We start from the raw sequence: 5,428 nt of genomic DNA, 5'->3' as shown, positions 1-5,428 counted from the left end.
CTACCTGACGCTGCGCAACTGGAAGATCGCCTCGGCCGCCGACTCCGCCGCGCTGACCCCGGCGGACGCCTCCGCGACGAAGGTGTTCGGCACCGAGTTGCCCGCGGCACGCGGCCCCGGATTCCCCCGTCCCGGCGCGGCCCCGAGCCCGGAGGCCGACCCGATCAGCCGCATCCCGAGGCTCCCCGCCCGGATCGACAGCCCCGACCCGAGCACGGATTCGACCAGCCCCGTCCGGATCTGCCGAACCCCGAGCAGCCCCGACCCGAGCCGGACCGTCCGCCGCGGCACGCCGACCCGCATCCGTCCCGGCCGGCCATGCCGCCCATCGGGTCGATTCCACCGCCCGGGGAGGAAGGTCCCGGACCGGAGCGGGCGATGCCCGAACCGCTGCCCCCGCCCCGCCGGGCACGGGAACTCCACCCGAACCACGGAGTGGACGCCGACGAGCGGCCCACGCAGAGCTTCGAACTCGGGCTGCTGGCCGACGGCCTGGACGGCAGGCCCGGCCCCGGCGAGGCCGGTGACTTCGACGATGCTGCCGGCCTCGCCGACCAGGCCGGCTTCCCCGGCCTGACGGGCGACCCGATCCGTACGACGAGACCTACGACGACATGGGCTACCGCGACAACCGAGCCGCGCGCGACGACCGGTACGAGGAACCGGACGACGACGGGCTGATCGACGACCTCGGCGGCGACCGCTACGCCGACGAGTACGACGACGGCTACGACGACTACGACGACTACGAGAACGACGACGACCCGGCCCGCACCGGACCCGCCTACATCGGCGGCGGCACGGACGACGACCCGCCCCGAACCGGCCGCAAGCGGCGCCGCCGCGGCATCAAGTGGCTCGCGGCGTTGGCGGTGCTCGCGCTGCTGGCCGGCGGGTCGTACTTCGGCGCCAGGGAACTGCTGGGTTTCGGCTTCGACGACTACGAGGGCACCGGGAACCGCGACGTGCTGCTGCACGTCGAGGAAGGCGACTCGACGCGGACGATCGCGACCAAGCTCGAGGAACTCGACGTCGTGGCCAGCTCGGCTGCGTTCGTCAGCGCGAGCGAGGACGACCAGCGCGTGCTGGCCATCCAGCCGGGCTACTACGTGGTGAAGGCCCAGGCCTCGGGCGAGAGCACCGTCGAGACGCTGGTGGAGCCCGACGCGCGGGTCGGCCAGGTGGAGATCCGCGCCGGCATGCGCCTGTCCGACCGAGGTCGCGGCGAGAACGAACAGCCCGGTGTGATGTCGCTGCTGTCGCAGGCCTCGTGCGCCGACATGAACGGCGAGAGCACGTGCGTCGGCGTCGAGGAACTGCAGCAGACCGTCGAATCGACCGACCTGGCCGAGCTGGGCGTGCCCGAATGGGCGGCCGAACCGGCGCAGGAACGCGATCCGGCGCACAGGCTCGAAGGGCTGATCTCGCCCGGCGTGTACGACGTCGAACCGGGCTGGAACGCCGAGCAGATCCTCACCGAGGTGCTGTCGTCGTCGGCGACACGCATGGAGGCCGCCGGGCTGCCGGACGTCGCGGGCATCACCGGATACACGCCGTACGAGGTGCTGACCGTCGCCTCGATCATCGAGGTCGAGGGCGTGGAGAACGACTTCGGCAAGATCGCGCGCGTCATCTACAACCGGATCGACCAGGACATGCCGTTGCAGATGGACTCGACGATCAACTACACGCAGCCCGATCCGACCATCCGGACCCAGGCGGGGTGGCGGCAGCAGCGGGGGCCGTACAACACCTACCTGAACCAGGGTCTGACGCCGACGCCGGTGGGCGCGCCGAGCACGGAGGCGATCACCGCCGCCGAGGACCCGGACGACGGTCCGTGGACGTACTTCGTGGTGTGCGAGCACAACGGCCTGTCGTGTTTCAGCGACAACCACGCCGAGCACCAGGACAACGCCAGGCAGGCACAGGAGGACGGTGTCTACTGACGGGCCGCGCCGCGCGGCGGTGCTGGGCAAGCCGGTGGAGCATTCGCTGTCGCCGGTGCTGCACGGCGCCGCCTACGCCGCGTTGGGGTTGAGCGACTGGACCTACGACCGCATCGAGGTCGACGCCGACGGCCTGCCCGGGTTCGTCGACGTCCTGGGCGCGGAGTGGGCCGGTCTGTCGGTGACCATGCCGGGCAAACGGGCCGCGTTGACGCATGCGACCGAGGTGACTCCGCGTGCCGCGGCGGTCGGCGCGGCCAACACGTTGGTGCCGATCGCCGGCGGATGGCGGGCCGACTGCACCGACGTCGACGGCGTCACCGGGGCGTTGCGCACCGCCGCCGGTTACACCGGGGGCGGCCGGGCGGTGGTGCTCGGCGCCGGGGGCACGGCGGCCGCCGCGGTGGTCGCGTTCGCCGAGCTGAAGGTCGAGCGGGTCAGCCTGCTCGTCCGCGAGCCGGCGCGGGCCGCCGAGACCACCGAGGCGGCGCGCCGGGCGGGACTCGACGTCGAGGTGCTGCGGTGGTCCGATGTGGACCTGCCCGCGCTGACGGCCGACGCCGACGTCCTGGTGAGCACGGTGCCCTCGGATGCCGTCGCCGCCGACCTGGACACGATCGCCGGCGTGCGCTGCGTGCTCGACGTCATCTACCACCCGTGGCCGACCCCGCTGGCCCAGGCGGTCGCCGCCCACGGCGGCCGGATCGCGACCGGTCTGGACATGTTGCTGCACCAGGCGTTCGGCCAGGTCGAGCAGTTCACGGGCCGCCCCGCACCACGCGAGGCCATGCGCACCGCACTGCGCGACGCCACCGGCGGAGTCCTCGACCTCCCCGTCTAACCCGAACGCTGCCCGACGTTTACGTTTCACCCGTAAGGTCCGGTGTGACTTACTGGAGGTAACTGTGCGTCGATCGCGTTGGATGTCGTTGTCCCTCGGGCTGACTATGTCGGTCGGGTTGATCGTGGCGTCGGTGCCGGCGAGTGCCGGCCAACCGGCCGAACAGGGCGGAACCGGGGAGCGGGGCGGACCGCAGGAGGTCCGGTTCGCGACGTTCAACGCCTCGCTGAACCGCTCCGCCGAGGGCGAACTGGAACGGGACCTCGCGACGCCGGACAACGAGCAGGCGCAGAAGGTCGCCGAGGTCATCCAGCGCAACCGCCCGGACGTGCTGCTGATCAACGAGTTCGACTACGTCGAGGGCGGCGTGGCGGCCGACCTGTTCCGCGACAACTACCTCGAGGTGGGCCAACACGGAGCCGAGCCGATCGACTACCCGCACGCCTTCACCGCCCCGTCCAACACGGGCGTGCCGACCGGCTTCGACCTCAACCGCGACGGCAGCACCGACGGCCCCGACGACGCGCAGGGCTTCGGCGAGTTCGAGGGCCAGTACGGCATGCTCGTGCTGTCGAAGTACCCCATCGACGCCGAGGGCATCCGCACGTTCCAGAACTTCCTGTGGAAGGACATGCCGAACGCGACGCTGCCCAGCGACCCGGACACCCCCGAGGACGGCGACTGGTACTCCGACGAGATCCTCGACGTGCTGCGCCTGTCGTCGAAGTCGCACTGGGACGTGCCCGTCAAGGTCGGCCAGCGCACCGTGCACCTGCTCGCCGCGCACCCGACACCGCCGAGCTTCGACGGCCCGGAACAGCGCAACGGCACCCGCAACCACGACGAGATCCGCTTCTGGGCCGACTACATCACGCCGGGCAAGGGCGGCTACATCTACGACGACGAGGGCGGCCGCGGTGGTCTGAGCCCGCAGGACCGGTTCGTCATCGCCGGTGACTACAACGCCGACCCGCACGACGGCGACAGCGTCGACGCGGCCGCCAACCAACTGCTCGACTCGCCCCGGCTGCGCGACACCAAGCCCGGCAGTCTCGGCGCCGTCGCCGCGGCGAAGGAACAGGGCGGCGCGAACGACGACCACGTCGGCCCGCACTGGCTCGACACCGGCGACTTCAACCCCGAATCGCCCGGAAACCTACGCGTCGACTACGTGCTGCCGTCCCGGCAGCTGATCCCGCGCGGCAGCGAGGTGTTCTGGCCCGTGCCCGACGACGAGCTCGCGCGCCTCAACGACGCGTCCGACCACCACCTGGTGCGCGTCGACGTGCTCGTCCCGTAGGCCCGCACCCGCCCCACGCATTAGCGTGTGGGCATGAAGATCGCGGTACTCGACGACTACCAGGACATCGCGCGCGACCTCGCCGATTGGGACTCCCTCGACGCCGAGCTCGACGTGCTGACCGAGCACCTCACCGACCCCGACGCGCTCGTCGACCGGTTGGCGGGGTGCTCGGTCGTGGTCGCCATGCGCGAACGCACCCCGCTGCCCGCCGACGTGCTGCGCAGGCTGCCCGACCTGGGCCTGATCGTCAGCCTCGGCGGTGCCCGCAACCCGGCCATCGACCTGCCGCCGCGTCCGAACTCGGGATCGTCGTCTCCCACACCGGCTACCTTCCGCACCCCACGGCCGAACACACGTGGGCCCTCATCCTCGCCGCCATGCGCGACGTCCCCGGCCAGCAGCAGTCGATGCGCGAGGGCGGCTGGCAGACCGCCGTCGGCCGCAGCCTCCAGGACGCCACGCTCGGCATCATCGGCCTCGGCCGACTCGGCACCCGCGTCGCGCGCATCGGCCAGGCCTTCGGCATGCGCACCATCGCCTGGAGCGCCAACCTCACCACCGAGAAAGCCGCCGAACACGACGTCGACGCCGTCACCAAGGAACAGCTGCTCGCCCAATCCGACGTCGTCACCATCCACCAGGTCCTCAGCTCCCGCACCCGCGGACTCATCGGCGCCCCCGAACTGGCGCTCATGAAGCCCGACGCCTGGCTGGTGAACACCTCCCGCGGACCCATCGTCGACGAGACCGCGTTGATCGACGCGCTGCGGGAACAGCGGATCGGGGGAGCGGCCCTCGACGTGTACGACATCGAGCCTCTTCCGGCCGATCACCCTTTGCGGGGGTTGTCGAACACCGTTCTGACTCCCCATATCGGGTATGTGGTTCGGGATCTGTATCGCGTGTTTTACGAAGGGGCTGTGGAGGATATTGCCGCCTGGGTCGGTGGGGAACCGATTCGGGTGATGGGCCGGTAGGCGGTTTCGGGGTTGGGGTGGGGGCGTGGGGGCATCTCGCGTCGCCGTGTTAGCAGCTCGCGTCGCCTTGTTGGCAATCTGCGCGGGCGTGTCAGCGTTTCGCGACGTCGTGTCGGCGTTCTGCGTCGCCGTGTCAGCATCTTGCGTCGCTGTGTTGGCAACTCGCGTCGCCTTGTTGAGGTTTCGGGGTGGGGTGGTGGGGTGCGTCCTTGGGGTGGGGGCGCCTCGCCGGCGGGCAGGTCTCCGGGATGATGAGGCGGCTGGTGTCGCTGTTCCGTGTCATCCCTCGACCTCGCTTTTCGTTTATCACGCTGAGCGAAGGTTTGTTGTTGGTCGTTGTTGGTTTTGGGGGTGGGTT

General features: G+C 70.7%; 5 protein-coding genes and 1 pseudogene. 5 read left to right on the top strand and 1 reads right to left on the bottom strand.

Features of this window, described 5'->3' with window-relative positions; translation table 11 throughout:
* On the bottom strand, positions 1-291 hold the full coding sequence (locus BJF85_RS28250; protein WP_158057119.1) for a hypothetical protein: 291 nt from the start codon (positions 289-291) through the stop codon (positions 1-3).
* Positions 292-378: 87 nt separating this feature from the next.
* On the opposite strand from BJF85_RS28250, the gene BJF85_RS28245 reads away from it, so the two are divergent.
* The 5 genes and pseudogenes from BJF85_RS28245 (at position 379) to BJF85_RS23505 (ending at position 5,070) form a co-directional block, all read left to right on the top strand.
* Positions 379-681 (top strand): hypothetical protein, encoded by a 303-nt coding sequence (locus BJF85_RS28245; RefSeq protein WP_075850146.1) that lies wholly within the window; start codon positions 379-381, stop codon positions 679-681.
* Positions 615-1,949 (top strand): endolytic transglycosylase MltG, encoded by a 1,335-nt coding sequence (gene mltG, locus BJF85_RS23520; RefSeq protein ID WP_075850145.1) that lies wholly within the window; start codon positions 615-617, stop codon positions 1,947-1,949. Before BJF85_RS28245 ends, mltG begins: the two co-directional genes overlap by 67 nt.
* Complete coding sequence (locus tag BJF85_RS23515; protein ID WP_075850144.1) at positions 1,939-2,790, top strand: shikimate dehydrogenase; 852 nt, start codon at positions 1,939-1,941, stop codon at positions 2,788-2,790. Before mltG ends, BJF85_RS23515 begins: the two co-directional genes overlap by 11 nt.
* A gap of 106 nt (positions 2,791-2,896) precedes the next feature.
* Positions 2,897-4,090 (top strand): endonuclease/exonuclease/phosphatase family protein, encoded by a 1,194-nt coding sequence (locus tag BJF85_RS23510; RefSeq protein ID WP_139320820.1) that lies wholly within the window; start codon positions 2,897-2,899, stop codon positions 4,088-4,090.
* A 33-nt stretch (positions 4,091-4,123) separates the two neighbouring features.
* A pseudogene (locus BJF85_RS23505) lies at positions 4,124-5,070 on the top strand (D-2-hydroxyacid dehydrogenase family protein).
* Positions 5,071-5,428 lie beyond the last annotated feature (358 nt).

Source organism: Saccharomonospora sp. CUA-673 (assembly GCF_001942305.1).
Lineage (GTDB): Bacteria > Actinomycetota > Actinomycetes > Mycobacteriales > Pseudonocardiaceae > Prauserella.
This window is presented reverse-complemented; position numbering and strand designations above follow the sequence as displayed.

Excerpts from the sequence above, each read along its gene's own strand:
- BJF85_RS28245 (WP_075850146.1), top strand. The coding sequence starts at position 379 with ATGCCCGAACCGCTGCCCCCGCCCCGCCGGGCACGGGAACTCCACCCG.
- mltG (WP_075850145.1), top strand. The coding sequence starts at position 615 with ATGGGCTACCGCGACAACCGAGCCGCGCGCGACGACCGGTACGAGGAA.
- BJF85_RS23510 (WP_139320820.1), top strand. The coding sequence starts at position 2,897 with ATGTCGGTCGGGTTGATCGTGGCGTCGGTGCCGGCGAGTGCCGGCCAA.